General features: G+C 35.1%; 27 protein-coding genes and 1 pseudogene. 6 read left to right on the top strand and 22 right to left on the bottom strand.

The window, feature by feature from the left end; translation table 11 throughout:
- Window positions 1-111: 111 nt before the first annotated feature.
- The 12 genes from comGF to obgE all read right to left on the bottom strand — a co-directional run bounded on the left by comGF (window position 112) and on the right by obgE (window position 8,966).
- Window positions 112-615: a competence type IV pilus minor pilin ComGF gene (comGF, locus tag BMW29_RS11275; RefSeq protein ID WP_143047362.1), complete on the bottom strand. Its 504-nt coding sequence runs from the start codon at window positions 613-615 to the stop codon at window positions 112-114.
- Complete coding sequence (locus BMW29_RS11270) at window positions 560-883, bottom strand: hypothetical protein (RefSeq protein WP_092653432.1); 324 nt, start codon at window positions 881-883, stop codon at window positions 560-562. Before BMW29_RS11270 ends, comGF begins: the two co-directional genes overlap by 56 nt.
- Window positions 864-1,298, bottom strand: coding sequence for a competence type IV pilus minor pilin ComGD (comGD, locus tag BMW29_RS11265; RefSeq protein WP_092653431.1), 435 nt, complete (start codon window positions 1,296-1,298; stop codon window positions 864-866). Before comGD ends, BMW29_RS11270 begins: the two co-directional genes overlap by 20 nt.
- Window positions 1,291-1,680, bottom strand: coding sequence for a competence type IV pilus major pilin ComGC (gene comGC, locus BMW29_RS11260; RefSeq protein WP_245706277.1), 390 nt, complete (start codon window positions 1,678-1,680; stop codon window positions 1,291-1,293). The genes comGD and comGC overlap by 8 nt, the downstream gene beginning before the upstream one ends.
- Window positions 1,677-2,738 (bottom strand): competence type IV pilus assembly protein ComGB, encoded by a 1,062-nt coding sequence (comGB, locus tag BMW29_RS11255; RefSeq protein WP_177165762.1) that lies wholly within the window; start codon window positions 2,736-2,738, stop codon window positions 1,677-1,679. Before comGB ends, comGC begins: the two co-directional genes overlap by 4 nt.
- Entirely contained in the window at window positions 2,692-3,744 is a 1,053-nt protein-coding gene (comGA, locus tag BMW29_RS11250) for a competence type IV pilus ATPase ComGA (protein WP_092653427.1), read from the bottom strand. The genes comGB and comGA overlap by 47 nt, the downstream gene beginning before the upstream one ends.
- Before the next feature lie 88 nt (window positions 3,745-3,832).
- Window positions 3,833-4,558 (bottom strand): YebC/PmpR family DNA-binding transcriptional regulator, encoded by a 726-nt coding sequence (locus tag BMW29_RS11245; protein WP_092653425.1) that lies wholly within the window; start codon window positions 4,556-4,558, stop codon window positions 3,833-3,835.
- Between the two features lie 170 nt (window positions 4,559-4,728).
- The gene (locus BMW29_RS11240) at window positions 4,729-5,232 is read right to left on the bottom strand and encodes a VanZ family protein (protein WP_245706276.1); all 504 of its coding nucleotides are present in this window, start codon (window positions 5,230-5,232) and stop codon (window positions 4,729-4,731) included.
- A 17-nt stretch (window positions 5,233-5,249) separates the two neighbouring features.
- Window positions 5,250-6,044 (bottom strand): pyrroline-5-carboxylate reductase, encoded by a 795-nt coding sequence (gene proC / locus BMW29_RS11235; RefSeq protein WP_092653423.1) that lies wholly within the window; start codon window positions 6,042-6,044, stop codon window positions 5,250-5,252.
- Window positions 6,037-7,263, bottom strand: coding sequence for an alanyl-tRNA editing protein (locus BMW29_RS11230; protein WP_177165761.1), 1,227 nt, complete (start codon window positions 7,261-7,263; stop codon window positions 6,037-6,039). Before BMW29_RS11230 ends, proC begins: the two co-directional genes overlap by 8 nt.
- 113 nt (window positions 7,264-7,376) lie before the next feature.
- The gene (locus BMW29_RS11225; protein ID WP_092653419.1) at window positions 7,377-7,574 is read right to left on the bottom strand and encodes a hypothetical protein; all 198 of its coding nucleotides are present in this window, start codon (window positions 7,572-7,574) and stop codon (window positions 7,377-7,379) included.
- Between the two features lie 78 nt (window positions 7,575-7,652).
- Window positions 7,653-8,966 (bottom strand): GTPase ObgE, encoded by a 1,314-nt coding sequence (gene obgE, locus BMW29_RS11220; protein WP_092653417.1) that lies wholly within the window; start codon window positions 8,964-8,966, stop codon window positions 7,653-7,655.
- A 325-nt stretch (window positions 8,967-9,291) separates the two neighbouring features.
- On the opposite strand from obgE, the gene BMW29_RS11215 reads away from it, so the two are divergent.
- Both BMW29_RS11215 and BMW29_RS11210 read left to right on the top strand, forming a co-directional pair.
- A complete protein-coding gene (locus BMW29_RS11215) occupies window positions 9,292-9,741 on the top strand; it encodes a LytTR family DNA-binding domain-containing protein (RefSeq protein WP_092653415.1) in 450 nt (149 codons plus the stop codon).
- Window positions 9,742-9,752: 11 nt separating this feature from the next.
- The gene (locus BMW29_RS11210; protein ID WP_092653413.1) at window positions 9,753-10,133 is read left to right on the top strand and encodes a DUF3021 domain-containing protein; all 381 of its coding nucleotides are present in this window, start codon (window positions 9,753-9,755) and stop codon (window positions 10,131-10,133) included.
- Between the two features lie 64 nt (window positions 10,134-10,197).
- On the opposite strand, the gene BMW29_RS11205 is transcribed toward BMW29_RS11210, so the two are convergent.
- From BMW29_RS11205 to BMW29_RS11165, 9 genes are all read right to left on the bottom strand, one after another.
- Window positions 10,198-13,245 carry a hypothetical protein gene (locus BMW29_RS11205; RefSeq protein WP_092653411.1) on the bottom strand — a complete coding sequence of 1,016 codons (3,048 nt, stop codon included), beginning with the start codon at window positions 13,243-13,245 and terminating at the stop codon, window positions 10,198-10,200.
- 412 nt (window positions 13,246-13,657) lie between these two features.
- Window positions 13,658-13,990 carry a hypothetical protein gene (locus BMW29_RS11200; protein ID WP_092653409.1) on the bottom strand — a complete coding sequence of 111 codons (333 nt, stop codon included), beginning with the start codon at window positions 13,988-13,990 and terminating at the stop codon, window positions 13,658-13,660.
- Between the two features lie 11 nt (window positions 13,991-14,001).
- A complete protein-coding gene (locus BMW29_RS11195; RefSeq protein WP_092653407.1) occupies window positions 14,002-14,511 on the bottom strand; it encodes an EndoU domain-containing protein in 510 nt (169 codons plus the stop codon).
- A gap of 179 nt (window positions 14,512-14,690) precedes the next feature.
- The gene (locus BMW29_RS11190) at window positions 14,691-15,782 is read right to left on the bottom strand and encodes a DUF871 domain-containing protein (protein ID WP_092653405.1); all 1,092 of its coding nucleotides are present in this window, start codon (window positions 15,780-15,782) and stop codon (window positions 14,691-14,693) included.
- Between the two features lie 542 nt (window positions 15,783-16,324).
- Window positions 16,325-17,449 (bottom strand): DUF1648 domain-containing protein, encoded by a 1,125-nt coding sequence (locus BMW29_RS11185; RefSeq protein WP_092653403.1) that lies wholly within the window; start codon window positions 17,447-17,449, stop codon window positions 16,325-16,327.
- Window positions 17,446-17,835, bottom strand: a complete 390-nt coding sequence (locus BMW29_RS11180; RefSeq protein ID WP_177165760.1) for a GntR family transcriptional regulator — start codon at window positions 17,833-17,835, stop codon at window positions 17,446-17,448. Before BMW29_RS11180 ends, BMW29_RS11185 begins: the two co-directional genes overlap by 4 nt.
- A gap of 24 nt (window positions 17,836-17,859) precedes the next feature.
- Window positions 17,860-18,633, bottom strand: a complete 774-nt coding sequence (locus tag BMW29_RS11175; RefSeq protein ID WP_245706278.1) for an ABC transporter permease — start codon at window positions 18,631-18,633, stop codon at window positions 17,860-17,862.
- On the bottom strand, window positions 18,620-19,546 hold the full coding sequence (locus tag BMW29_RS11170) for an ABC transporter ATP-binding protein (RefSeq protein ID WP_092653397.1): 927 nt from the start codon (window positions 19,544-19,546) through the stop codon (window positions 18,620-18,622). The genes BMW29_RS11175 and BMW29_RS11170 overlap by 14 nt, the downstream gene beginning before the upstream one ends.
- 5 nt (window positions 19,547-19,551) lie before the next feature.
- Complete coding sequence (locus tag BMW29_RS11165; protein WP_092653395.1) at window positions 19,552-19,767, bottom strand: PLDc N-terminal domain-containing protein; 216 nt, start codon at window positions 19,765-19,767, stop codon at window positions 19,552-19,554.
- Between the two features lie 209 nt (window positions 19,768-19,976).
- Here BMW29_RS11165 and BMW29_RS11160 point away from each other — a divergent pair, with 209 nt between their 5' ends.
- From BMW29_RS11160 to BMW29_RS11145, 4 genes and pseudogenes are all read left to right on the top strand, one after another.
- Window positions 19,977-20,729, top strand: coding sequence for a DeoR/GlpR family DNA-binding transcription regulator (locus BMW29_RS11160; protein WP_092653393.1), 753 nt, complete (start codon window positions 19,977-19,979; stop codon window positions 20,727-20,729).
- Window positions 20,726-21,649 (top strand): 1-phosphofructokinase, encoded by a 924-nt coding sequence (gene pfkB, locus BMW29_RS11155; protein WP_092653391.1) that lies wholly within the window; start codon window positions 20,726-20,728, stop codon window positions 21,647-21,649. The genes BMW29_RS11160 and pfkB overlap by 4 nt, the downstream gene beginning before the upstream one ends.
- An 11-nt stretch (window positions 21,650-21,660) precedes the next feature.
- Window positions 21,661-21,868, top strand: a pseudogene (locus tag BMW29_RS11150) (PTS sugar transporter subunit IIA); the annotation flags it as partial.
- Between the two features lie 292 nt (window positions 21,869-22,160).
- Entirely contained in the window at window positions 22,161-23,090 is a 930-nt protein-coding gene (locus BMW29_RS11145; protein WP_092653389.1) for a cation diffusion facilitator family transporter, read from the top strand.
- Window positions 23,091-23,233: 143 nt separating this feature from the next.
- Here BMW29_RS11145 and BMW29_RS11140 read toward each other — a convergent pair.
- Window positions 23,234-23,743 (bottom strand): DUF3324 domain-containing protein (locus tag BMW29_RS11140; protein WP_143047347.1); only part of this gene is annotated, 510 nt, incomplete at its 5' end.

The following is a 23,743-nucleotide window of genomic DNA, read 5'->3' as shown; positions in this document are numbered from 1 at the left end:
TTTTTAACCAGCAGCTCATTTCTAAGACTGCCAAAAAAGATACTGGTACTACTTAACACAAGGACAATCGTGAAATACAAAAAAATAAGAACGGTTAATAGAATACCTCCTTTATTCTTGCAATTTTTTAGTGGCTTGCTGATTGGCTTGAAGATAAATCTCACCTCGATAGGTTTTATCATGATCAAAAGTTACTCGGATTAGGATTTTTTGATTTTGTTGACTAAAGGTAACTGATTGCACATTTAGTAGGACTGGTTGATGACCGCCTTTATCGGTTCTTTTTCTAATCATATTCCCTTTCACTTCGTAAAGGAAGGATTTATTTTGTTTGGATAAAAAAGTGATTTTTTGTGATGTACAATGAATATCTTTGGCTCCCTGTAATTCTTTTTCTGTTGCAATCAGAAAAGCATGCCATTCAATTTGGCGATCTTCATAAAGTCTTGTTTCAAATTGCTGATATTGTGTGAGCATCAGCTGCATCAGAGTCACAATCAGCAGGAAAATTGCACTTGCAACAATTGTTTCTAATAAAGTAAAGCCTTGCTGGGTCATTTTATTCAAACTTGATTGGCACATAAGAAAAAGCTGCTTCATTTGTGATTTGTACACCTGTTAATCCACCAACTTCCACTAGAGAGCATTCATATTCTTTTTGATCAATGACAAATTGCTGATGTTGTTCGCCTTCAAATAAAACCATCTGTTGCACTTGTTCATACACTTTACGGCTTAATTGAGTTTGATGTCGCGCCACTTCATTTTTGGTAACTAGGTCCAATAAAATAGGTAAATAAAAACTGATGGCTGTCACTAACAGGGTAAAGCCATAGATTGCTTCTAATAATAAATAGCCTTTTTTAAAGCGATTCTTTTTCATAACGATATCTGCCACTCCCTATTTGAAAAATAAAATGATGTTGATTTCTTTGACTGATAAAGGTAATGCGTTGGAATTTCCCATAAGTTCCTGTACCACCTTTAAATTGAAAAACAATGGTGCCTTCTCCTGTTACTTGGGTTGGAATCTTGAGTACTTCTTTTTTTTGCGCTAGATAGTAGCCTTCAAATAAGATTTCTTGCTCAGTGAAATTTAATGTCATTTTCGTTGTTTTCCCTGTAATCAAGGCCTGATTTTGAATCATTCTTAATTTCATCTGAAATTCTTTTAAAAATAAATGGGTTGCTACTTCTTCTAATGCTTCAAAGTATAACGGAAAGGTTAACCAGATTGTTGTCGTTATTAAGCTTATGACAAGTAGCATTTCTAGCAATGTAAACCCTTTTTTAGTCATTCACTGTCACAGTTCCATTTGACTGGATAATTAATTTTTGCCCTTCAGGTGTTTTTCCTTGTGATTCTTTAAGATAGCCTTCTTTAATTAGTATTTCAATACTAGGAATGCCGCTGTGATGCTCTAATTGATAAAGATGAGCTTGCGTTTCAACCACTTGAATTAAGGCTTCCGTCCCCTTACTATTGACTTGTTTTTTCTGATTGCCTATATTCGGAATCATTAAGAGCATTAGTACAGTGATGATGAGCAAAACAATCACCATTTCTATTAAGGTGAACCCAGTTTGTTGTTTTAGTTTTTTAACAACTGGGTTAGCATATTTACTATCCTTCATTTCTATTAGTGTAAAACCAGATTGATCTTGCATTATTTTTTTCATGAAATCCCCTCCATCATGCCAAATATTGGTAATAAAATGGCTAAGTAAATACTGAGTATAAAGACAGCAATAAAGAGAAAAATGAACGGTTGAATGAAGCCCATCGCTTTTTCTACTTTATCTGTTAACTGGGTTTGACAATCCTGTGCATAGAAAAATAGTTCATTTGCTAAATTGTTGGTGCGGTCACCATGCATTAAAATATGGGCTAACTCAACTCTGAAAAAGGGCATTTTTTGAATACTTTTATGTAGGGTTATTCCTTCGCTTAGCCCTTGCTTAATTTTATCTGCAACTTCTTGCATTAAAGGATCAATGGTTTGCTGTTGCATAATGTGTAAAATTTGGTAGAGTTCATGGCCGCTTTGATATAAATAACCTAATTCATGGGCAAAATAATGGGTATATAGATAGTTTCTAAGTTGTCCAACTAATGGCAAACGACAAATCAAAGTGGCTTTAGCTATTGCACTTTTATTGGCAACAAGGCTTCTATAAATCAGTAGGATGACAACTAAAAAAATGAGGAACAGGAATAGCATAGATGGAAAATTTTCAATGCCTTTCATTGCTAGTGCACTCAGCACAGGAAGCTCTGCTTGCTCTCCTTCAAAGATGGTTAAAAAATGTGGCAATAAAAAGGAACGCATGGCAAGTAACAGTCCTAGCATAAAAATCAATAACAGAACTGGATACTGGAGCAATTTTCTTAATTTCTTTTGTTGTTTTTCTCTAGCTAATAAATAATGCCCTGCGTGCAATAAGACTTCTTCAAAATGACCATGACTTTCTGAAAGAAGGACTTGAGTGCATACATGCTCGGGAAATTGCTGGTTTTTTAATACTTCAAAAAAGGAAGCACTTTGTTGTAAAGCAGTCAGCATATTGTTTAAATGTTCTTTTTCTTTTGGCATTAAATGGCATAGAAACTGAATGCCTTCTTTTAAGGAAAAGCCCGCTTGTAATAATTCGCCTAATTTCAAGAGAAAAAAAGCATGCCATTTTTTATGCTTAAAGTTGGGCATATTTTTGATAATTTTTTTCTGAAAGATAGCCATATGCATACACCTTTCTTAAGTAATATTGAAATGTTGGAAAATGCTTGGGTCTTGTTTTTTGTAGAAAGAACTCTTTTAAATCGTCTCCTGCTAATAATTCAAAGAGTACTTTCCGCTTCATTTTGCCACTTAATTGTTGGCATGATTTGGTACAATTTTCTATACAATAGCAACAAGTTTCCGGTAGTAAGCGCTGATAAATAATGCCATTAATCGTTTGCTTGAGCTGCTCTTCACTTACACCTAAATCAATGAGTCTTGCAATAACGCCAATTGCATTTTGTGCATGGACTGTGGTGAGAACAAGATGACCTGTTAAAGCGATTCTAATGGTCATTTTTGCTGTCTCTTCATCTCTGATTTCACCTACTATAATGATATCTGGATGATGTCTAAGACTTGCTTTTAATAAAGAGGCATAAGTGACACCACTTTTTTCATTGACTTGTGCTTGAAAAAAATCAACTGCTTCAATCTCAACTGGATCTTCAATTGTAATCACCTGCATTTTTTCTGTTTGAGCAAATGGCTTTAATAGCTCATACATAGTAGTTGTTTTTCCAGAATCCACTGGTCCAGAAAAAATAATCAGACCTTTGCTTTTGGTCAGTAATTCTTTGATTTTTATTAATTGCTGTGGTAAAAAAACTTGTTTTTCTAACTGAAATAGTTGTTGTTGCTTTAATAATCTAATCACTAGTGATTCTTGTGCCCTAAAGTTACTTAAAACAGAAAAACGTAAATCAAATGCGCGCTTTAATAGGGTGATTTTTGCTGCACCGCTTTGTGGTTTTCTTTTCTCTCCAACATTCATTTCGCCTAAATATTTGAAATATAAAATGATTTTTTCTCCTTCTTCAAGTGAATAGGATTGCTGTAATTGTAAGCTATCTAAGTACCTAAAATATAACTGATAGTGATGCTTTGTGGGCAATAAATGAATATCACTGATTTGTTGATTTTGAGCTGTAATTAAGATTTCTTGCGCGATTTCTTCAATTGTCATATGACACCTCTCTTTCTCTGTAATTAAAATATACGTAAAAAAGCTGTAAAATTTTCTCGTCAGGAAAAAATTTTACAGCTTTTATTTTTTAGATATCTGCATTATGAAAGACTTCTGATACATCATCATCTTCTTCTAATTTATCTAGCATGATTTGAAATTGTGCTGCTTTCTCTTCAGGTAATGCACTCATTGTTTGTGGAACCATAGTCATTTCTGCTTGAGCTAAGGTATAACCTTCTGCTTCAAGCGCATCTCGTACGGTAGTAAAATCGGCTGGCTCTGTATAAATTTCAAATACTTCATCAGAAGTTTCTAATTCTTCTCCACCAGCTTCTAAAACACTCATCAGCATGGTATCTTCATCAACCTCTAGACCTTCACGATCAATAGCTAGATACCCTTTTCGATCAAATAAATAACTCACCGAACCGGTTTCAGCAATATTACCACCATTTTTATTAAATGCTATACGAACATTGGTTGCTGTCCTGTTTCGGTTATCTGTTAAGGTGTGAACTAGTACAGCAATGCCATTCGGTCCATAACCTTCATAAGTGATTTCTTCATAGTTTTCACCTTCACCACTTTGACTGCCTTTAGCAATCGCACGACTGATATTGTCATTTGGCATATTCGCTGATTTGGCTTTATCAAGCATCATTCGTAAGGCAGGGTTTGAGGCTGCATCTGGGCCACCACTTTTTACTGCCATATAGATTTCTCTCGATAATTTTTGAAAAATTTTTCCTCGTTTTGCATCTTGTGCATTTTTACGACCTTGGATGTTCTTCCACTTTGAATGTCCAGCCATTACTTTCCCTCTTTTCATTGTTGTTTACTTTTGTCATGCTTCTTAGGATTTTTAATCCTTAGAAACATGATACAGATTGAACACCGTTCAACTCTGATCCTTATCTTCCCTAAATTTAGGATACAAATCGAACACATTTCGAATTTAAGCTTTATAAAGAAACTTCAATGTTACTTGAAGCTTCTTCTTTTGATAATCGTTAAAATTAGCATAATAAATAAAATACCTGTTAAAGCACCGATACTATCTAATAAAACATCTTGAATTAAGGGGGTACGATCAGCTGTAAAGCTTTGATGGAATTCATCTAACATAGCATAGCCAGCAGATAAGCCCCAAGCAAGCAAGGCTGCTTTATTTTTGATGGTTGTTTTCAATCCTCTAAAACCTAAAAACCAAAAACTAGCCATTAAGAAATAGGTACCAAAATGAGCGCCTTTACGAATAAAAAATTCAATAAATTTAGCATAGCCACTGGCTGCAATACTAACTTCTTGTCCAGCATAATTAAAATGAATCATCGCTAGAAAATCCTTAAAGGGTTCATTTGGTAAGAGCTGTTCAATTTTTGGAACTAATGACTGGTTACCATATGGTTGAGCCGAGCTATAAAATAGCACACCCATAATCGCTAATGCGCCTATAAAGTAGCCATATTTTCTAATAAATTTCATGTCATCACTCACTTCTTTTAATGATTTTCTACGGTGGCAATAATTGCTTCAATGACAGCACTTCTCATGCCATTTTTTTCTAATGAACGAATCCCTGCAATGGTTGTTCCTCCTGGGACACATACTTCATCTTTTAAGATGGCTGGATTTTGATTTGAGGCATAAGCTAATTTTGCTGAGCCCATTACGGCTTGGCTAGCTAAACGATAGGCAGCATCTCTAGGCATTCCTTTGAAAACAGCTGCATCTGCCATGGCTTCAATAAAAACATCAACGAATGCTGGAGAACTACCAGCTAAAGCTGAAGCTGTGTTCATGAGGTCTTCTGAAATCACTTCTGTTTTACCAATTGCTTGGAATAGCTGAAAGACTTCTGCAAGCTCTGCTTCCTGTACAGGTGCTTCAAAGCAAATACTGGTCATTCCTGCTAGTACAGCAACTGGTGTATTTGGTAAAGCTCGTACAATTTTTTTATCTTTACCTAAAATTTCTCTAAATGTTGCCAGCGGAGGGTTGCCAGCGACACTCACTACAATTTGGTCTTCACTTAATAGTGGACTGATTTCTTTTAAGATGGTTGGGACAAGCTTTGGTACAACTGCGATTAGAATCACTTGACTGGCTGCAACAACTTCTGCTGCGCTATGCACTAACTGAAAGCCAAGTACTTTCGCTAACTGAGCTGTTCGTTCGCTTTTCCCACCGCTAACCGTAATTTGTTGTGCCGAATAGACAGTAGAGTCAATTAAGCCTTTGATAATTGCGCCACCCATTTTCCCTGCGCCAATCACACCTATTTTTGTTTTATTCATGATTTTCTTCCCCCAATTCTTGATTTAAAAGCTCTTTGATTGTTGTTGCTAAGTTGCCATTGTTTTCCTGAAAAGTCCCACTACCTTGTGCCAAAAATGGGGAGCCTCCCCCTTTGCCATTTAAAGCTTGATTGAAGCACTGAATCAATGAACGTAAATTGACTTTGGCCTCTTTTCCAGCTGCTAAGAGATAAGTGACTTGTGTACCTGTTTGTTGGAAAAAAATGACCAATAATGTGCTGTCTAAATTGATGAGTTGTTGGGCAACCTTTTTTAATGCTGCTACACTTTGCTGATTGTCTTCTTTTAAAATTAATGTTCTATCAAAAAGAGACTGTTGCTCTGTCAATAGCGCTTCTGCTTGTTGCATAAATTGCTGTTGCTGCCATTCTTTTTGTGCTTTTTCTAATGCTTTCTTTTGCGCCAGAAGCTCTGTTGTTTTAGAGATGATTTCTGCTTCTGGTGCATGTAATAAGGCACCAACTTCACGATTTAATTGGCTAGCTTGAATCAGTTCCTGCACCACTCTTTGACCACAAATAAAGGTTAAACGTACCTGTTTTCGGTTACGCTCTTGTTTTAAAATGGCCAGATTTCCTACCTCTCCTGTTGCTTTAGGATGGGTGCCGCCGCAGCCAATGGTGTCAAAGTCTGCAATATCGATTAAACGAATATTTGTATCTGTTTTCGGTTGATTTCTTAAATAAGGAAACTGACCCAAATCCGCTTTTTCTACATAATAAGCTCTGACTTTGCGATTCTCAAGAATGACTTGATTGGATAATCCTTGCGCTTGCTCGACTTGCTTAGCTGTTAATTGCGCCACCTCTAAATCAATTGTACAGTACCTTTCGCCAATATGAATACTAGCCGTTTCAATATCAAATAGCTGCTCAAAGGCTGCTGATAAAATATGTTGACCTAAGTGTTGCTGCATCAAATCGAAGCGTCTTATCCAGTCAATACTGCCTTGGACTGTTTTTCCGACTTCAATGGATTCAGTCAGATAATGTCTGATTTCATCTTGTACAAGTGCGACATTTGTAATTTTTTTACCATCTAAAAGACCAGTATCATGGGCTTGTCCGCCTCCTGTTGGATAAAAAACAGTCTCTTTTAAAACAACATATGGTCCGTGTTCATCTTGTTCACACTTTAAGACTGTCGTGGTCATTTCTTTCAAATAAGAATCATCGTTATAAAGTTTGATTGTCTGCATAATAGGCTCCTTCCTTAGTTGAATGTTCATTTTTTCATACAACTGAATCTTTCTACTATCTAGTATGATACTTTAGGATGAAAAATGGAAGAAAAAAATGAAGGTAGCATTATTTACTCAATCAAGAAGAGCAAGAATGTTACGAGCATAAAAATGATAAATAGCCAAATCAAATAAATCAGATAGTTCATATCTTTTTGATATTTATTAAAATACTTTGGTTTTAAAACAAATTGTACAACACAAAAAGCAATAATCATCCCAATACCATAATAACCAAGCACATAGCCAAATTCATAAGCTGGGGTCATCTCATTCAACTCCAATCGTTCTAATAAAAAAGATTTTGGAAGCCATAACTAGGCTTCCAAAATCACTGATTTTTTCTTTTAATCAACAAACTCAAATTCATATTCCATAATACGAACCTGGTCTCCATCTTTTGCACCCAATTTACGCATTTCCTCATCCACACCTAGAGAACGTAATTGTCGTGCAAAGCGCATAATACTTTCCTCGTGACCAAAATTCGTCATCTTGAATAATTTCTCTAGCTTTTCACCAGATAATAACCAAGCTGCATCATCATCACGCGTAATTTGATAGCCTTTATCTTCTGCTACATGTTTGTAAAGTACAGTTTCATCCTCATCTTCAAGCTCATATAATGGGAAGGCTGGCGTTGTTTCTAATAAAGTTGCTGTGGCACTTAAGAGACGCTCCATTCCTTGATGGGCTACTGCTGAAATTGGGAAAACGAGCAGATCATCTGCAAATTCATCGGTTTTCAATGCAGCTAATTTTTCTTTGAAAATCCGTAAATTTTCTTCGGAATCTGGCATATCCATTTTATTCGCTACAATAATTTGTGGACGTTCCATTAATCTTAAATTGTAGGTTTCTAATTCTTTATTAATCGCTTCATAGTCCTCAAAAGGATCACGACCTTCACTACCACTCATATCAATCACATGCAAAATAACTCTGGTCCGTTCAATATGGCGTAAAAATTGTGTCCCTAAACCAACACCTTGTGAAGCTCCCTCAATTAAACCAGGTAGGTCAGCCATGACAAAGCTATCTCCTTCTTCCGTTGAGACCATTCCTAAGTTAGGCACCAAGGTTGTAAAGTGATAAGCACCAATTTTAGGACGTGCTTTTGAAACGATAGATAGAATCGTTGATTTACCAACTGATGGAAACCCAACTAATCCAACATCAGCTAAAACCTTTAATTCTAATTCTAGGTCAAATTCTTGACCTGGTTCGCCATTTTCAGCGATTTCTGGTGCTGGATTTTTTGGTGAAGCAAAACGAATATTTCCTCGTCCGCCACGACCACCTTTAGCTACCACATGTTCTTGTCCATTGGTAATTAAATCTGCGATGACACGGTCTGTGTTGGCGTCACGAATGGTGGTACCAGGTGGGACTTTAATATATGTGTCCCCAGCTCCTCTACCATGCATGCCTTTACTCATCCCATTTTCTCCAGGTATCGCTTTAAAATGACGGGTAAAACGGAAATCCAGCAGGGTTCTCATCCCTTCATCAACAACAAAGACGATATTCCCCCCACGACCACCATCTCCACCAGCAGGTCCACCATCTGGTACATATTTTTCACGTCTAAAGGCGACCATTCCATTCCCACCATCGCCGGCTTTTACATTTATTTTGACTTGATCTAAAAACATTGACATTGTCATTCCTCCTCAACTTGAATGCCCTTTGATGAAACGAAACATTCTATTCGGATATCAGCATGATTTATCTAATTGTTACATTTGTTCCATGATGTAATTTAAGACAGCCTTACTTCATCACATTCTATTTATGAGAAAAGATTATTTTCCCATTTTAATCCACACTCTATTGTACTTGTGATTTGTCAATTTGTCTATAAAAGTTCATTGATATATAGCAAACTCTCATAACCGCTTGTCGGTTTATTTTGACCACTTATCTATTTTTTTACATCTAGCCCTAAAATCAAGCTATACTACTTGCTATCAGGGAGGTGAATAAATGAATATCACAATATCGATTAAGGAAGCATTAAAGGATTTAACTCTTCTCATTGAAGCGCCTACATATGAACAGGCTGAGGAAGTTGTTCATTTATTGAAGGGAAAAGGTACTAAGGCAGAGACATTATCTATTAAAACAGCAGATGGCTATGAATTGGTTATGACAAATGAGATTGAATTAATCGAAGTTTTGGGTGAGGAAATGACGCTTTTTCTGCTATCCAATAGACAGATTCAAACAAAAGGCAGGTTATATAAGCTATTTGAGGCATTAAATCAACGACAATTTGTTCAAGTATCACGATCTGCTATTGTGAATTGTCAAGAAATCCAAAAGTTAGAAAATTCCTTTTCAGGAAATATGCTGGCCTATTTAAAAAGTGGTAAAACAACCAGTATTTCTAGAAGGTACTTACCTCAATTGAAAGCAAAATTAAACATTATTTAGGAGGAAAACAGATGAAAAATTTATTAAAAAACAGCGGAATTGGTTTAGGCATCGGTTGTACCATTTATACGATTTCAGGCGCTATTTTTACGACTGGAATGATACAGAAAAGCATCCTTTTAGTCATTATCATGGGTCTTTTAATTGGTGCATTTTCAACGATTCATGAAAATCAAACATTGTCTTTACTCACAAAATGTACGATTCAATTTTTTAGCAGTTATGCTAGCTTTTTAGTTGCAGCATTCTTAGGCGCATGGTTTCCTTTTAAGCTACCTATTATTTTTACAGCTTCACTGCTGTTTGTTGTTATCTTCTTTGTCATTTGGAGTCTCTTCTATTTGATAGAGAAAAGAGAGCTTGCAGTCATTAATGAGAAGTTGTCGAAATAAATTTAGTTTTAAACTAGGCTGTAAAAAATAATCACCATCTCGATAGTTGAGACGGTGACTATTTTTAAGGCTTCATCTTACCAAACTTATTTGTTTGATAATCCCAACTATATGATTTCACATTTTCAGTTACTGGATTTAAATAAATAGTGACCCAATACTCATTTGATTTTTTGAAATCCAAGATAGGGAGTGTAGCAGTTTTTTTACTTTCATCATGTGTTTGGTTGGTTATTGTCGCTACATAGCCAGCATATTGATAATATTCCGGGATAATCGGTGAAATTCGGTACCACCAATAATTGTAGGTCATTTCTAAACGGATATCTGTGAATGATTGTTTTTTTCCAGCTGCTTCACTCAAACTCGTTATGTGACTGTTACTTGCAATATCTGTCGCTGCTTGATTTTTTATATTTTCAATCATTAGAAAACCTTTACTTGGAATCACAAGATTTGATGCTTCGTTTAAGATAATTTGGCGGATATGAATCGTGGAAAAATCATCATAAATATGAGCTGTTACTTTATGGTTACTTGTTTTTTGATAAGTCAGTTTCACTTTATAATCCCCTACTGTAGTGACATGATTAAGCCCTGTTAAGGCTGGGTTAGTTGGATGAACTGGATCAGTTACATTGGCCGTTATGTTTTTCACTGGGTAAGCATTATTTTCTCCTTTATCACGATTCATTGTATAGTTCCAAGCAGAGCCTTTTGATAAAGCTACCACATCAGCTGAGGAAAGACCCGCTACTTTTTTCAATGACTCTTTGAAGTCAAAGCCATAAATAACCACTTTGTTTCGCTCATCTACCTCTGTTGTATCATCTGTTACAAAAATTGTAATGTTTCTTTCTATTACTTCATAATTAGGTGTCAGATACATCATTTTTAATGGATAGGGTTTAATTAGAAGCGATTTATCCCCATCCTCTTTTAATGCCTGATAAGCTTTTTTTACATTTTTAATTGTTTGCAATTGTACCTGGTCAAGGAAAACACCATTTTTTCCAGCTGTGCCATCATCAGCTATTTTACCTGTATCTAATTCCCAAGCAAGTAGCTTAGCATGATTTTTTGCACTGATAGTGGTTAGTTGATCTAAATCATTGACATGGATTGCAAAATTCGAAGCAGCCATCGCACCTTTACCCGATACAACTGTGTCACTGTCTACTCTATTAATTATTTTTGAACTAACGGTTACTTGTTTTAAGGAGTCCGTTACAAAGTAGGTGACTTCTTGTGGCCCACGACTATTCGGCTGATAGCCTAATGCTGTCCAATCAATAGGTAATGACAAATTATTAGGATTGCGGTTAATTCTACTATTTAGCCAAGCCTGAGTTAATTCCCCTTCACCTAAATCAAACATATCATAAGCTTTAATGCCTGTTTTATCTGTGAGTTTACCTGTTTTACTACCTGTTAATAACCATTGATCTAATTGTTGACTATTTGAACCATGTGCTACAGGATCCTCTAAATTTACGATAATATTTTCTCCTACATCCATCGCTGGAGCGTAATCTTCTAATACTTTAAAAGTACCAAAAAAGGCATCATAGATTTGTCCTGAGTTAATTTTAGACTGATAAATGTTCATAGGAAATGGATACTTCACAAAGGTGCTGTTGTTGGCCATCTTTCCACCTACAGTTAAAACACCTTCTTGGTAATCAAGCGTTTTATAGAGGACTGGAGAAGTGCTACTTGATTTTTTTTCATTTTTAACAAGATAGGGACTAAAATTTTGATCAAAATAGCCCATAAAAGTCCCTGAATCTATAAACGCACCTAACTCACCTGCCTTATTCTCTAAAAAACCAATTCCAATATATTTCACATTAGGGTACTTTGGATCACTGAAATTGGTAAAGACAATACTTGTTCGATTTGGATATTGTTTAACAAGGTCAATTCTATTTGTACCACTTTCTACTCTGTATAATTTTGTTGTTGTATTGTTTCCCCCTAGCGTAAAGTAGAGCACTTTATCATTTGAAAGACTTCTGATATAAGTAAATTGAGGCGCTGTCACCCCCTGTAAACCTGATTCAAAAACATAAGCTTTTCTTTCTCCTTTTCCATCAAATAATGTCAGGGAAACTTTATAAGCATTCGCACTACCAGCATGATTACTTTGCACAAGAAAATTACCATCAGCTAGACCATAGCCTCCTTGAGGCGTGATTGTCACCGTATCGTTAATTGGAAACCCTAGCTCTTGAGCTGTTGGTAGACTCGGTTTTGCCATATTCGTCACAATCTTTTTGGTTAGTTTCCCTGTCTGAGGGTTGATATGGTACCATCTTGGCGTAACATTCAGTTTGTTTCCATTTGATGAATTCCAATTTCCTGTAATTGCACCAGTAGGTCCCATCGTTACTCCCCAAAACTGATTGTCTCCTGAACCCATCCCTTGCAATGTTTCAGCTGTGATTTCTCGATATGAAATTTGGTTGTTTCTTGTAATCACAATATTTTTAAAACTAATTTTTGTTTGATTTCCACTACCACTTGTATAGGGAATAGTCACAATTGTTTCATTTGGTGTCTCACTGACCTTAGTGATACCAACACCACCAGCAAATCGATAAGCTTCATTCATTGTTAATGGTTGCTGAAAATTATATTCAGAAGACAAATTTGGATTTGAAAGTGAAGCTTTTTTGATAATATTACCGTCTTTATCTAAGATTGCTATATACCAAGCTGCAACTTGACCAGAAGGATGATTTACACTTCGATAAAGTACAAAACTTCTATTATTAGGTAAAGTCATGGTTTCTCTTGCTTCATCCATTACTCTGGTGCTCACTGCATAAAGCTTTCCTTTTTCAAAAGTTAGTTCTCGTTTATTCCCTTGAACAGAATTAGCATATGCAGGAAGCCCTTGTAATCGTGGCTCTTTTAAGCCAATATCATTAAAAGGTAAAACGAAAGCTTGTGCAAGATTAGCATTAATCACAATTGGCGCACCACCATCATTACTTTTAGCTGAAATGTTTTTTGAGGTAGAAGAAAAGCCATTGATGGCAAAAAACATCATGACTAGACCTAAGATAGGTAAAAAATACTTTTTCCATTTTTTATTATGTATATTCAATGTATCACGCTCCCTTTACTGCTTAAATGACTCAATCAATTTGTGATTTTTAATGATAAAAAGTCAAACTAGGACTTCTTTTCTCTGCAAAAATCAAATGTTTTTTACAAATTGAGAACTTTTTAAATGGGCGCATACAAAAAAACTTTAAAGTGTGTGTTACGAACACTTTAAAGTTCAGTAATTATTCATCTATTCATTTTAAAAGAATAACAAAAGTTTGTTGCATTAAACATTTGTTACTTGCAAACAAATAGTATCTTATTGATTATTTGTTGTCAACACTTTAAAATAAGCGGAAATACAGCGTTTTGATTTTTTAATATAGAAAAATGATGTTCAGAAAAAAAATAGCTTATAGCTATTATTCCATACCCAGAAATTACAATTAACTAATAACGAAAGGTAAAAATTATTTTTTTTGATAAAAATGATTTGTTTCCTTTATCCAGATAGTAAACAAATCAAAAAACAAATTGCTTTCAACTTGTAATGTTTCTTCCGTTAATTGGTTTTCTAGATAAATCACTCTTTTACTCATTTCAACATAGAAAACATTGCCTTCAAAAATTTCATGCTTCCAATTGTTTTGTTTAACAACTTCGATTTTTTCTAAAATTTCTTGTCTGAAAGGACCCGCTTCAGTAAATAGAAAAGCTGACATTAGTTGCAACTTACTATCTGAAAAATCCATGACAAGATTTTCACTACCATCAGCCAGTGTGACTTTTCTAAATGAATACATTGATTTCACTCCTATTCTTTTGGAAATGCTGAAATAATTTGATCTTTTTGGTTTAAATACATTTCAATTTTAATACCTGATGCTGCCACTCCAACATAGGTATTACCTGTGACAAAAGTTTTATTTTCATAAGCTTGATTAATCTGATCAACCACTTCTTGTGCTGTCCATTCTTTTGGGAAAAAGGTCGAAAAGCCATTTTTAGTGATGTCATCTATTTTTACCTTGCCATGATAGACACCCTCTTTATTTGGCTGTGAGACAGTTCCTTCGATGGTTTCGCCACGAACAGTTTTGATCTTTTCACCTTCATAATGAAAACCAACAGCTTTTCCCTTTCGGTTGATATCTCCTTCAAAAATATGTGCTAAAGCGCCGTTTTGAAAGTTTTCAGTATGCTTTAACTCACTTAATTCAACTACGGTTTCTTGAGTCTTTGCTTGTTCATTCTGACTTTGACCTGTACAGCCCACCAGAAATATAAAAGTACTAAACAAAATCCACTGTATCATTCGTTTCATCTTAAGCTAACCTCTTTCATTTACTTGTTCTTTAAATAGTATGCCATATTTCATGGAAATTGTAATGAGAATCGCCTAAACCGTGTCTGAAATATTCGGATGCCATCGTCGATTTCAGATACGGTCTAATAAAAAGCAATAGCAATCTCTCAAAAAGAAATCACTATTGCCTTTACCGATTATTTTTCTAATACTAATTTAAAGTTAGACCAAGGTTTGACATAGTCTAACAAGAATAATTCATCATCAGCAATACGTCCAACAACATTCACACGACCTGTGTTTTCCATTGGTTTTAAGGCAATTTGTAATTCCCCTTTATACTGACCAAATTCAACATTATCCACTAAAATATCACCACGCTCAATATTTTTTGTATTGTGTGGTGGGAAAGCCTCATCTTTATATTTCACACGTGTCATTGTTGAACGTAAAATATATTCTGAACGGTCGCCACGGTAGCTATGCAATTCATCTAAGACCACTTTTTTCTCAAGTTCAGAAATATCATGACATAAAGTCACTTTTAAAACAGGATATTCTGCATTGAAGGCTTCACTCATTGCTTTTAATTCTGCTTCAGAAGCATACGCATTACCAATCATAATGTCATCAATTTTATCAGTTTGAACCAAGTGTTTGACTTGTGTTTCTAAAGCTAAGTCGCGGTGATCTTCTAATGAACAGAGTCCATCTTGTGTTGGCCAAGGTCCAAATGTAGCCGTATGTGAATTGACAAATGCTGCGGTATGAATATTATACTTGTTAAATTGACCTGTACAATAGAAGAAATGATCCTTTGATAAGCCAGAATAACGATGTGGATAGAAATTATGAGAGCCTAATAAATTCTCGCGATTTGGGGAATAGCTCATAATATTGTCAATATAGCTTGTTCCAATACTCATATTGACTTCAATTTTGATGCCATATGGATTTCTTGTCATCATTGCTTCTTCTTTTCCAGTAAAGCCTAAATCTAAACGAACACCATATGCACCCATTTCATGGAAAAAGGATAAATCATCATAAGAGATATTTAATTGTGTAAATAAATCTGGATTAATATCGACCATTACTTCCATACCTAAAGTATTGGCATAATCAACCACCTCTTTAAAGCTTCCTAAAACACTGTCTGCATCCCCATTGATTTCTAATAAGCTTGTAAAAACGCGCTTAAAACCATATTTATGCGCTAAATCTAAATATGCTTTATCTTTCTCAAAAGTTGAACGTTCTGGATAAATCGAAATCCCTAATTTTCCCATTGCTATAACCCTCCATTTAATCAATCATTCTCTTACATTTTTACTACTAATAGTAGTGTACCAAATATAACCGCTTACATCTAGCTGTTTTTATTGGTATAGGAGCTGATAATTTAGTTTACTTACTTTTTTTACAAATTGGTTTTTTTAGTTGGCTAAGTCTGAATAAAAATGAAAAAGGATAAGAAATAAACTAAATCATTAGCTTTGTCCTTATCCTTTCATTTCACTCATCTAATTTAAGTCAAAATAAGCTCATAATCAAATTTACGTATACTACGATTCATAAACCAAATCGCAAATAAGAATCCTTATACAAATAAAATCATAGAACGAATGAATAACACACCTATAAACTCGCCAATAAGCAGTGCAACTACTGGAAAAACAAGAAAAATTGCTTTCTGTTGCGCTTCTTCCATTTGTCAGAGATACTCGCTTATGCACCACATAAACGATGTTTTCTTTCTAGCTTTCCACTATAGTCACTGAAAATCACTGAAAAATTCGAATGACACCACACCGTAGTTTTCAGAAACAGCCTAGTTTATCAATAAAACTGGCAATAAAATAATCACAATCAATCCCACCAACATCGCCCAAGTTTCCCATCTGGCCATATTTGTTGTCATTCCTACACCAAATCGACTTTCTACAAAAAGAGAAGGATCTTTTTGATTAAAATAGAAAATACCAAGCTTCCAATGCGCATCATCATCATAATGGACAATCGTATTGTATTTTTCCTCTTTCAACTGTTTTTTCAACTGATAGCGTTCGCCACCCTGACCATATTTAAAGGATAGAAATAAACCACTCCCAATAAAAATCACACAAAAAGCAATGATGAATAAAGGAAAATTAATACTCATTTCAGCAAAAATCATTACCATTTGAATTTTAACTAATAATAATTCAAGCGCAATTAGCATAAACCATTGATAGACAGACCAAGCAAATCGAAAAGCCTGGCTTTTTTCAACTGAAGCCGTTGCATTAACAGATGAAACTTGTTGTTTCGCTTTTTTCAATGAGAGATTTGAGAGATACATCACAACTAGTAGCACTAATTGAAATGCTGGAACTGCCAAAACACTTAGTATTGATTTTTCTGCATATTTGTCCACTGTCATGTCCACACCCCAATGAACAGGAAATAGCTCTGGGATTCGGTCATAGTTTTCATAGGTCATCACAAGTGTAAAGAGCATAATGAATAAACATGGAACAATCATAAGCCAGGCAGGTACAACTAATCTACGCTTGCGATAAGCTGTATCCACCACTATTTCTTGTGCTGCTGATTCTAATTCAGTTTTAGGAAGTTCGCTTTTAAGCGTTAGCACTTTCTTTCTCATGTGTAAAAATAAAAAGCTAGTCATCATTAAAAGAGCAAGCATTCCTACGACTAAATAAATTCCTCCCCATTGAACCATGACCAAATAGTCCATTTGACAAATAAAATAAAGCGGAACAGACAAGATGGCAACTGCTATTAAATGGAAAATAAAGAATTGTTTTTGATAGAGTTTTATCTGATTTCCCGTTTGCAATGCAGCAGGAAGTGACACACCAAATTGCGTACTTTTTCTACTATAATATGGTGTCAATCCTGTTGTTAAACCGATTAATCCAAAAATGCTTAGCATCACAATAAATAACATCATTTTTCATCATCCTTTTTTAATGTCGCTTCTATCTCTTGTTTCATTTGTTCCACCATTTCTTCCGACATTCCAAATATTTGTGTATCAATCACTAACGCTTCTAATCGCTCTTTATATAGTAGTAAATGAGGTGGCTGTATCTCTAATTTGGTATCAGAGTTAACAATAAACCCCTTTTTTTGTTGTGTGAGCACTCCTTCTTCCACTAATAGCTTATAAGCTTTATTAACTGTATGCATATTAATACCAATATCTCCTGCTAGGCTTCTAACACTAGGTAGACCTTCTCCAGGTAATAATTCTTTTCTTAAAATGCCTTTTTTTATTTGATAAATCAATTGGGTGTAAATGGGCGTTTCGCTATCTGGACGAATCCGAATATACACAATATCATCTCCCTTCAAGGTTTCTTAGCTTTTCAATTGATAGTTTTTCTTTTGAATCCATTTTATACTAACATAAATCAGTACGAAACTGAGCACAAAAGTCGCCATCACTTGCCAAATTAAATCAGTACTTGTCTCACCAGTTAATAACTTATTTGCTGCTTGAGTACTTAATGAAGCTGGATTGAAGCGATTGATGGGTAAGTGAAGCCCTGTTAGCACTTTAAGTAAGAATGCGACTGCTAATGACACCAATGCAACCACACCCTGACTATTCAATAAAGTACTACACATTAAAACGAGACACATCACAAAACCAATCCAAAGAAGGTAACACAAAATAGCTGATAAAGCCAAACCTAGATCGACTGCTGAAAAATAAATATCCGTATAATAAACACTCGCCATAAAACCAATCAGCAAGCTTACTATTAGAAAAGAAAAGCTTGCCAACCACTTACTCGCAATATAGGATGTAGCTGAAACGGGTCTCGTCAAAATAAAATCTAACATCCCATTTTCTTTTTCTGCTAACACCAGCCCCATAAAGGTCATCACAATCACAATCAACCCTAATTGATCAAATTGCGCACCAATCACATTGGCCAAGACTTCATTTCCTGTTTGTGTAGTCGTTTGGATAACAAGCCCCTCAGAACCACCCATTGAAGCTAAGATATCTGGTAGAAAATGAAGCATAATGGGTTGGGAAAGGCCAATAAAGATACATAAAATCGGTAACCAAATTAATTTCATTTCTTTTTGATATTGTTGAAATTCCTTTTTAAAAAGCACCATTGTTTGCAAGAGAAACACCTACCTTTTTGAAAAATATTTCTTCTAAATCTTCTCGTTGAATGCTATAGCTTAACAAATCAACCTGACAGGCTATTAATTGCTGTAAGATAGGGATTTTGTTTTGCTCTAGGTTTTCAACAGTTAGCATTAATTGATGTCCTCTGACAACAATATTTTTCACAGCTTGCTCTTTTTTTAATTCCTTTAAAAATAAATCAATAGCGCCTTTATACGTAATCACTAACTGATCACTTGCTTCATTTTCCAGCATTTCATCTACTGTTTGATCAAGAATTTTTTCTCCCTGCTTCATAAAACAAAAGCGTTCACAAATTTCATTTGCATCACTTAAAATATGTGTCGAGAAAATAATTGCTGTTTCTTTTTTGATTTCAGTTAAAATATCTAAGACTTCTCTTCGCCCAATAGGATCTAACGCAGACACCGGCTCATCCATGACTAAAAACTTGGGATGATGCAAAATCGCCTGTGCAATTCCTAAACGTTGCTTCATACCACCTGAAAAATTTTCTATTTTCGTTTTTTCTTCCCCTTTTAATCCAACTTTTTCTAATACAAGAGGAATTTCTCTGACCAATTCTGCAGGTGTCATATGAGAAAGCTGACCCATGAAGGATAAGGTTTCTTCTGCTGTCATCCAGGAAAAGAATTGTGGCGTTTGTGGTAAATAGCCAATTGTATCTTTCCGTTTTTCAATGACTTCTCCATCGATTAAAATAGTACCAGATGTTGGTTCTAGCACCCCAACAATCATTTTAATTAAACTAGTTTTACCAGCACCATTTGGGCCAATTAAGCCAATACAATCATTTGGTGCTATGCTTAACGAAAAATGCTTCACAGCCTCTTTTTGTTGATAGCTTTTACTGACCTGTTTGAGTTCAATTTTCATCAATGTCATCCCTTTCTACCAAAGATAAAATAGAGAATTGATCCGATTGGGGTTAGGAAAATAATGCCTAATGTCCAAATTGGTAATTGCTTACGATGCGCACGATTTTTATATAAATCATATAAGGCTGTTGCACTTAAAATGGCAAATAGGATAAGTAACGGAATCAACGGTCTCCAATCTATTTCAAAAAACTGATTAAAATCTAAATTTACATTCATGATGTAACCTTCTTCCTTCAAAATAATTCATTTTTTTAACATCAGATTTGTCGACAACCATCTTTTTGTTATACATAGAATATAACGAATTTTGTTATATGTCAAATAGAACAAAAAAATACATCAAAACTTATTTGGATGTTATTGATTGTTTATGATCGTTTCTGATGTTATAATCATGTTAAATAAATCTTAAAAGGAGATTTGTCATGTTAACAGAAGAAAGACATGCACTCATATTAAAGCATTTAGACGAAAATGGATTAGTGAAATCCCAAGATTTGATGACTGAATTAAACTGCTCAGAATCAACTATTAGAAGAGACTTAGCTTTGTTAGAGGAAAGTGGCCAGTTAACACGGGTACATGGCGGTGCAAAAACAACCTTTGAACTCGATACAGAAATGGATATGAATGAAAAAACTTTCAAAAACGTTCACGAAAAAAACTCAATTGCTCGATTTGCGGCTTCTTTTGTGAATGATTTTGACACAATTTACATTGATGCTGGTTCTACAACCCTTTCGATGATTCCCTTTTTAACACAGAAAAATATTACAGTCGTAACGAATGGTGTTCAACATGCTTCCTTACTAGCCGATTATAAAATCAACACATTTTTAATTGGTGGTCGATTAAAACTTTCAACAAAAGCCATTATTGGCGCAACTAGCATGAATGATTTAAAGAAATACCAATTTAACAAAACCTTTTTAGGAATGAATGGTGTCCATCTAGAATATGGCTTTACAACACCTGATCCTGAAGAGGCTGCACTTAAAGCACTAGCACTTAAGCAAGGTGCAAAAACTTATATGTTAATGGATCAAACAAAATTCGACAAAATTAATTTTGCAAATGTTTGTGGAATTGAAGAAGCAATGATTCTGACAGAAAAACTGGATCATGAAAAGTATCAACCTTACTTTTCAAAAACAACAATACTTGAGGTGAAAAAATGATTTATACAGTAACGTTAAACCCTTCAATTGATTATATTGTGCAGCTAAAATCAGTTGCATTAGGTGAAATCAACCGAATGGATTCAGACTTAAAGCTCCCTGGTGGTAAAGGGATTAATGTCAGCCGTGTTTTAAATCAATTAGGACAAAAAACGACTACTTTAGGGTTAATTGGTGGATTTACAGGTCATTTTATTGAGGAATGGCTCATCAAAGAAGGCATTCAAACAGATTTTATTCCAGTCAAAGAGGATACTAGAATTAACATTAAGCTAAAGGCTGGTGTTGAAACAGAAATTAATGGCTTAGGACCCGCAGTTACAAGTGAAGAAGCAGAGCAGCTACTAGCACAGTTAACCCATTTAACAAGTGAAGATGTTGTGATCCTATCTGGTAGCAAGCCACCTTCATTGCCACAAGATTACTATATGCAAATGATTCAGTTCATTAAACAATCAGGTGCTGAATTTGTAATTGACACAACTGGGGATGATTTAATGCAGGCTTTAAGTGCTGAGCCACTGTTGGTTAAGCCAAATCATCATGAATTAGCTGATCTTTTTCAAGTGACTTTCCAATCCATTGATGAAATGATTCCTTATGGTAAAGAATTATTAAAACGTGGTGCAAAACATGCCTTAATTTCCATGGCTGGTGATGGTGCGCTTTTCTTCCATGGAGAAGATGTCTATACCTCAACGGTTCCAACTGGAACGGTAAAAAATTCAGTTGGCGCAGGAGACTCAATGATTGCAGGCTTTACTGCTACTTACACAACGACAAAGAACTCACTAAAAGCTTTTCAAATGGGGGTTGCAACAGGAAGTGCTACAGCTTTTTCTGATGATTTAGCTACAAAAAATCAGATTATGCAATTAGTTGATGAAGTAGAAATAACAAAATTAAGCAGCAATATTTAGGAGGAAAAACAATGAAAATCAATGATTTGTTAGTCAAAGATGTCATGATTATGGACTGACAAGCAACAACTAAAGAAGCGGCAATTGATGAAATGGTTGCCAGTTTAGTAGCTAGTGGAAGAATTACGGATGCAGTTGATTTTAAAAAACACATTATGGCTCGTGAAGCACAAACTTCTACTGGCTTAGGATGGTATTGCGATGCCACATGCTAAAAGTAATACGAGCGTTAATTGAGTATTTCAGCATTATTTTAGACTGCTGGAAAAAGAAAGTACCTGTTAATAACTAAAAAAAGTGAGTGTAAAACGCTAATTTCTTAGCTTTTTACGCTCTTATTTTTTTGGTCAACCTTAAAATATTTTTAGCGAAAACGACATTCTAAAAGTTCTCTTTGAAGATGAAAAAAATAGGTGTTTTTGATTGCTTCCTCTTCAAAAATCAAGTAGAATAATCCTATTGCTTTTTCTTCAAAAGCAGCTTTTATAATCCTAAACCAGAGGTGATTCCCATGATGGAAGAACGTTATCAAGAATTAAAGGTCGCTGAACGTGGCGCGATTATCAGTATTGTCACTTATATGCTCTTGTCTGTTCTGAAACTATTTATTGCACAACTTGCTGGATCAGCTGCGTTAAGAGCGGATGGTCTGAACAATACAACTGATATCGTAGCCTCTGTAGCAGTCTTAGTTGGCTTAAAGCTTGCTAGAAGACCTGCTGATGATGATCACCCATATGGGCATTGGAAAGCTGAAACCGTTGCAAGTATGGTCACTTCATTTATTATGCTACTGGTTGGTTTACAGGTTTTATATGCTGCAATCTTAGGTTTATCAAAGGGTGAAACAGCTGCACCAGATATGTTAGCTGCCTACACAGGAATTTTCAGTAGTATCATCATGGCAGGCGTTTACTTTTATAATCGGAAGTTATCAAGAGAAATTAAAAGTGGCGCCTTACTTGCAGCAGCTAAAGATAATTTAAGTGATGCTTTTACCAGTATTGGCGCGGCAATTGGGATTTTCGGTTCTCAATTAGGCATGCCTTGGCTAGATGGTGTGACCGCGATTATTGTTGCTCTGTTAATTTTAAAAACAGCTATTGAAATTTTTAGAGATAGTGCCTTTTCTCTATCTGATGGCTTTGATGAACATCAATTGGAACAATATAAAAAATCCATTTTAGAAATGCCAGATATTGTGGCTGTTCGAACAATTAAAGCACGTAGCTATGGCGCGAATGTTTTCGTTGATGTGGTGATTTGGACAAATCCTGAAATGAGTGTTGCTAGAAGTCATGAAATTACAGAGGAAATCGAAATTTCACTCCATGATCATTTTAATGTTTTTGATACAAAGGTTCATGTTGAACCTAGTGATATTAAAACAAATCCCCCGGCTCATATAACGGAAAAACACTATAAATATAAAAATAAATAAACAAAGATAGTGCGGTGCATTTAATTGCTCGCACTATTTTTTTATCCATAAAAACAATCGCTTACTAAAACAAGGCTAAAAGTGAGTTTACCTCTAGCCTTGTTTTGTCTTTTTTTATCTATCTTTGGATTGTTCACTGATACTTATCTTTTTCTTTTAAAGATGATGTAAAAGGCAAGCATTAACAGCATCCCACCAAGGGCACTTAACAGAATATAAAGCCATGTGTAGTCTTCACGAATGGTTACATCCGATTTGTTTAACTCTTTGGCTTCATCTGCATCGATGGTAAACTCTTGTTCAAAATGCCACGTATTTTCACCTGATGTAGCCTCCATACTTAGTAGGTAAGTTCCTGCTGCTAACTTCTCTCCTTCTAACATCGTTGGAAAGTCAAAGTTAGAATTTGGTGCCATTTGCATCGCTTCTTTTGTGGTGCTATAAAGCACATCTTGGCTGCCTTTTTTACGAATTTCTGTGGAGATTTTCAATTGATTGACAAAGGTTGGTGTTGTATTTTGGACATTTGCTTTGATGGCATTTCTAGCATTGACTTGATCTGCTACCACTTGATTTAAAACAAGCTCTGGCTTAACTGCCTCATCTGATTCACTGAGCACAATCCCAACGACATAGGCATATTCATTTTTAAT

It is taken from the genome of Isobaculum melis (assembly GCF_900111355.1).
Classification (GTDB): Bacteria; Bacillota; Bacilli; order Lactobacillales; family Carnobacteriaceae; genus Isobaculum; species Isobaculum melis.
Note: the sequence above shows the minus strand (reverse complement) of the source record. Positions and strands in the feature narration are given on the sequence as shown.

What these genes read in the sequence shown, in the direction of transcription:
- BMW29_RS11270 (WP_092653432.1), bottom strand. Translation starts at nt 883, where the DNA reads ATGAAAAAGAATCGCTTTAAAAAAGGCTATTTATTATTAGAAGCAATC.
- comGD (WP_092653431.1), bottom strand. Translation starts at nt 1,298, where the DNA reads ATGACTAAAAAAGGGTTTACATTGCTAGAAATGCTACTTGTCATAAGC.
- comGC (WP_245706277.1), bottom strand. Translation starts at nt 1,680, where the DNA reads ATGAAAAAAATAATGCAAGATCAATCTGGTTTTACACTAATAGAAATG.
- comGB (WP_177165762.1), bottom strand. Translation starts at nt 2,738, where the DNA reads ATGGCTATCTTTCAGAAAAAAATTATCAAAAATATGCCCAACTTTAAG.
- comGA (WP_092653427.1), bottom strand. Translation starts at nt 3,744, where the DNA reads ATGACAATTGAAGAAATCGCGCAAGAAATCTTAATTACAGCTCAAAAT.
- BMW29_RS11245 (WP_092653425.1), bottom strand. Translation starts at nt 4,558, where the DNA reads ATGGCTGGACATTCAAAGTGGAAGAACATCCAAGGTCGTAAAAATGCA.
- BMW29_RS11240 (WP_245706276.1), bottom strand. Translation starts at nt 5,232, where the DNA reads ATGAAATTTATTAGAAAATATGGCTACTTTATAGGCGCATTAGCGATT.
- proC (WP_092653423.1), bottom strand. Translation starts at nt 6,044, where the DNA reads ATGAATAAAACAAAAATAGGTGTGATTGGCGCAGGGAAAATGGGTGGC.
- BMW29_RS11230 (WP_177165761.1), bottom strand. Translation starts at nt 7,263, where the DNA reads ATGCAGACAATCAAACTTTATAACGATGATTCTTATTTGAAAGAAATG.
- BMW29_RS11225 (WP_092653419.1), bottom strand. Translation starts at nt 7,574, where the DNA reads ATGACCCCAGCTTATGAATTTGGCTATGTGCTTGGTTATTATGGTATT.
- obgE (WP_092653417.1), bottom strand. Translation starts at nt 8,966, where the DNA reads ATGTCAATGTTTTTAGATCAAGTCAAAATAAATGTAAAAGCCGGCGAT.
- BMW29_RS11215 (WP_092653415.1), top strand. Translation starts at nt 9,292, where the DNA reads ATGAATATCACAATATCGATTAAGGAAGCATTAAAGGATTTAACTCTT.
- BMW29_RS11210 (WP_092653413.1), top strand. Translation starts at nt 9,753, where the DNA reads ATGAAAAATTTATTAAAAAACAGCGGAATTGGTTTAGGCATCGGTTGT.
- BMW29_RS11200 (WP_092653409.1), bottom strand. Translation starts at nt 13,990, where the DNA reads ATGTATTCATTTAGAAAAGTCACACTGGCTGATGGTAGTGAAAATCTT.
- BMW29_RS11195 (WP_092653407.1), bottom strand. Translation starts at nt 14,511, where the DNA reads ATGAAACGAATGATACAGTGGATTTTGTTTAGTACTTTTATATTTCTG.
- BMW29_RS11190 (WP_092653405.1), bottom strand. Translation starts at nt 15,782, where the DNA reads ATGGGAAAATTAGGGATTTCGATTTATCCAGAACGTTCAACTTTTGAG.
- BMW29_RS11185 (WP_092653403.1), bottom strand. Translation starts at nt 17,449, where the DNA reads ATGATGTTATTTATTGTGATGCTAAGCATTTTTGGATTAATCGGTTTA.
- BMW29_RS11175 (WP_245706278.1), bottom strand. Translation starts at nt 18,633, where the DNA reads ATGGTGCTTTTTAAAAAGGAATTTCAACAATATCAAAAAGAAATGAAA.
- BMW29_RS11170 (WP_092653397.1), bottom strand. Translation starts at nt 19,546, where the DNA reads ATGAAAATTGAACTCAAACAGGTCAGTAAAAGCTATCAACAAAAAGAG.
- BMW29_RS11165 (WP_092653395.1), bottom strand. Translation starts at nt 19,767, where the DNA reads ATGAATGTAAATTTAGATTTTAATCAGTTTTTTGAAATAGATTGGAGA.
- BMW29_RS11160 (WP_092653393.1), top strand. Translation starts at nt 19,977, where the DNA reads ATGTTAACAGAAGAAAGACATGCACTCATATTAAAGCATTTAGACGAA.
- pfkB (WP_092653391.1), top strand. Translation starts at nt 20,726, where the DNA reads ATGATTTATACAGTAACGTTAAACCCTTCAATTGATTATATTGTGCAG.
- BMW29_RS11145 (WP_092653389.1), top strand. Translation starts at nt 22,161, where the DNA reads ATGATGGAAGAACGTTATCAAGAATTAAAGGTCGCTGAACGTGGCGCG.